This window comes from Acidimicrobiales bacterium, from assembly GCA_035512495.1.
In the GTDB taxonomy this organism is placed as follows: Bacteria; Actinomycetota; Acidimicrobiia; order Acidimicrobiales; family CADCSY01; genus DATKDW01.
On the sequence record DATKDW010000012.1, the window covers coordinates 1 to 2,790 of the forward strand.

Sequence of the window (2,790 nt, forward strand, 5' to 3'; positions counted from 1 at the left end):
GAGCGCGACAACATCCCGGTCGTCTCGTGGCTCCTGCTGCGGGGGCGGTGCCGCACCTGCGCCGCGCCCATCTCGGCCCGCTACCCGGCGGTCGAGCTGGCCACCGCGGTGCTCTTCGCCGTCGCCGCTCTGCGCATCGGCGCCGACTGGGTGCTCCCGGCGTACCTGCTCTTCTTCGCCGCCTTGTTGGCGGTGTCGCTCATCGACCTCGAGCACTACCTGGTGCCCAACCGCATCGTCTTCCCCACCCTCGCCGTCGCCGTGCCCCTCCTCGTCGTCGTGGCCGTCGTCCAGGGCGAGTGGGACCGCCTGGGCACCGCCCTGATCGGCAGCCTCGCCGCCAGCGCCGTGCTGCTGGTGATCAACCTCATCTACCCGCGCGGCATGGGCATGGGCGACGTGAAGCTGGCCCTCCTGCTGGGGCTGTTCCTCGGCTGGATCGACCTGGCGCACGTGGCCCTGGGCGTCTTCCTCGGCTTCCTGCTCGGCGCGGTGGGCGGGGTGACGCTCATCGCCCTCAAGGTCAAGAGCCGCAAGGACCACGTGCCGTTCGCGCCGTTCCTGGCCGGTGGTACCTTCCTGGCCATCCTCATCGGCGACGTGTTCCTCGACTGGTACCTCGGTCTCGGCGCTTAGAGTGGCCACTGTGGCGGCTGTTGACATTGTGGGAGATGTTGTTAGAGTGCGTCGGGATCCCACCCGTCGCTCAAGGCGTGCGCCACGATGCCGAAGGAAGACCGGTTCCTCACCGCTCAGGAAGTTGCCGAGCAGATGCGCGTCTCGACCATGACCGTCTACCGACTGATCAACGCCGGTGAGCTCAGCGCGGCCCGGGTCGGCCGCAGCTACCGCCTCCGCCAAGTCGACGTCGACGCCTACCTGGCGCGCGAGGCCGGCTGATGGCGGCACGAGCCATCGGGCTCGACGTCGGGACCCACGCCGTCCGGGCGGTCGAGCTCGCCTTCGGCAAGGGCCGCCCCGTCCTCCAGCGGGTCGGGCAGGTCGCCCTGCCGCCCGGCGCGGTCATCGCCGGCGAGGTCGTCGATCCGCCGGCCGTCGCCGACGCCCTCCGTCGGCTGTGGCGTGAGGTCGGCTTCAGCTCCAAGGCCCCCATCGTCGGCGTTGCCAACCAGCGGGTGGTGGCCCGCCTGGCCGAGGTCCCCAACATGCCGGAGGAGGAGCTGCGCTCGTCGCTGCGCTTCCAGGTGCAGGACCTCATCCCCATCCCGATGGACGACGCCATCCTCGACTTCCAGATCGTCGAGGAGGTCACCGGCCCCGAGGGCCAGGATCAGCTCCGCATCCTCCTCGTCGCCGCCCACAAGGACATGGTCCGGTCCCTGCTGGCCGCCCTCGACGGCGCCGGGCTCTCGGCAGCCCGCATCGACCTCATCCCCTTCGCTCTCGTCAGGGCCCTCCACGACGACCTGGCCGACCTCGGCGAGGAGCCCCCACAGCCCGGTGCCCGCGGGGCCGACGCCATCATCGGCATCGGCGCCGGTGTCACCAACGTGGTCGTCCACGATCGCGGCCTGCCTCGCTTCGTCCGCTCGTTGAGCACCGGTGGCAACGCCATCACCGATGCCATCGCCACCGACCAGGGCATCGAGCCCGACGAGGCCGAGGACCTCAAGCGGCGCACCACCGATGGCGGCAGCAGCGGTGACGAGGCCGTGGCCCGCGCCGAGCGCTCCATCCCCGCGGCGCTGCGCCCCATCCTCGAGGAGATCCGGGGCTCCCTCGACTTCCACCTCAGCCAGTCCGAGGCCGAGCGCCTCGGCCGGGTGCTCCTCACCGGCGGCTCCAGCCGCCTGCCGGGCCTCGCCGACCGCCTCAGCGGACTCCTCGGCGTGCCCGTGGTCCACGCCGACGCCCTCTCGCTGGTGGAGCTGGGCGAGACTGGTCTCGACGACGAGGTCCTCGACCGCTCGGCCGAGGTCCTCGCCGTGCCCATCGGCCTCGCCCTCTCCGGGGAGCCGATCGGGCGTGGGGAGCGTCGCATCACGCTGCTCCCACCCGAGATCGCCGCCGTGCGCGCCGAGCGCCGTCAGCTCACCTACGTCGGTGCCGGGGTGGCCGCCCTGGCCGCGCTCCTGCTGGCCGTCTACCTGCTCCGCCAGGGGCAGGTCAGCGACGCCGAGGCGGCGGCCGACGCCGAGGAGGCACGCACCGTCGAGCTCCAGCAGGAGATCGCCTCGCTCCAGGACATCGCCGCCCTCGAGGTCGAGATCGCCGACCGCCGGGCCGGCGTCACCGCCGCCCTCGCGGGCGACGTCGCCTGGACCCGGCTCCTCCAGGAGGTCGCCACCGTCCTCCCCAACGACGTGTGGCTCATCTCGTTCCAGGGCGCTGCCGCCGCCGACCCCGTCACCGGGGCCGCCGGCACCGTGTCGGTGAGCGCCATGGGCTTCGACCAGACCTCCACCGCCCGGTGGCTGCTCCGAGTCAGCGAGCTCCGCTCGATCTCGGGGCTCTGGGTGCCGTCGTCGACCAAGTCGCCGGCGACCTCCGGCCAGGAGCTGGTCACCTTCTCGTCCAGCGCCTCCCTCACCAAGGCGGCCGAGTCCGACCGCCTGGCGCGCTACCTGGACGACGACCAGTGACCACCCAGCGCCGGAACCTCCTGATCGCTGCCGGGGTGGCGGTGCTGATCATGGTCCTGTGGTTCGTGCTGCTGTGGAGCCCCCAGACCGACCGCCTCGAGAGCGCCCGCGAGCGCGAACAGGTCGCCGCCGACCAGAACGCCCAGCTCGAGCTGGAGCTGGCACGGTTGCGCAGCGCGGCCGAGCG

Annotated in this window: 4 protein-coding genes; all 4 read left to right on the forward strand. The window is 72.2% G+C overall.

Going from position 1 to position 2,790, the window contains the following annotated elements:
• On the forward strand, positions 1-636 hold a 636-nt coding region (locus tag VMN58_00675; GenBank protein HUF31704.1), incomplete at its 5' end, for an A24 family peptidase.
• A gap of 87 nt (positions 637-723) precedes the next feature.
• The gene (locus VMN58_00680; GenBank protein HUF31705.1) at positions 724-900 is read left to right on the forward strand and encodes a helix-turn-helix domain-containing protein; all 177 of its coding nucleotides are present in this window, start codon (positions 724-726) and stop codon (positions 898-900) included.
• Positions 900-2,603: a type IV pilus assembly protein PilM gene (gene pilM, locus VMN58_00685; protein HUF31706.1), complete on the forward strand. Its 1,704-nt coding sequence runs from the start codon at positions 900-902 to the stop codon at positions 2,601-2,603. Before VMN58_00680 ends, pilM begins: the two co-directional genes overlap by 1 nt.
• Positions 2,600-2,790: type II secretion system protein GspM (gene gspM, locus VMN58_00690; protein HUF31707.1), on the forward strand; the 191-nt coding region annotated here is incomplete at its 3' end. The genes pilM and gspM, both read left to right, overlap by 4 nt.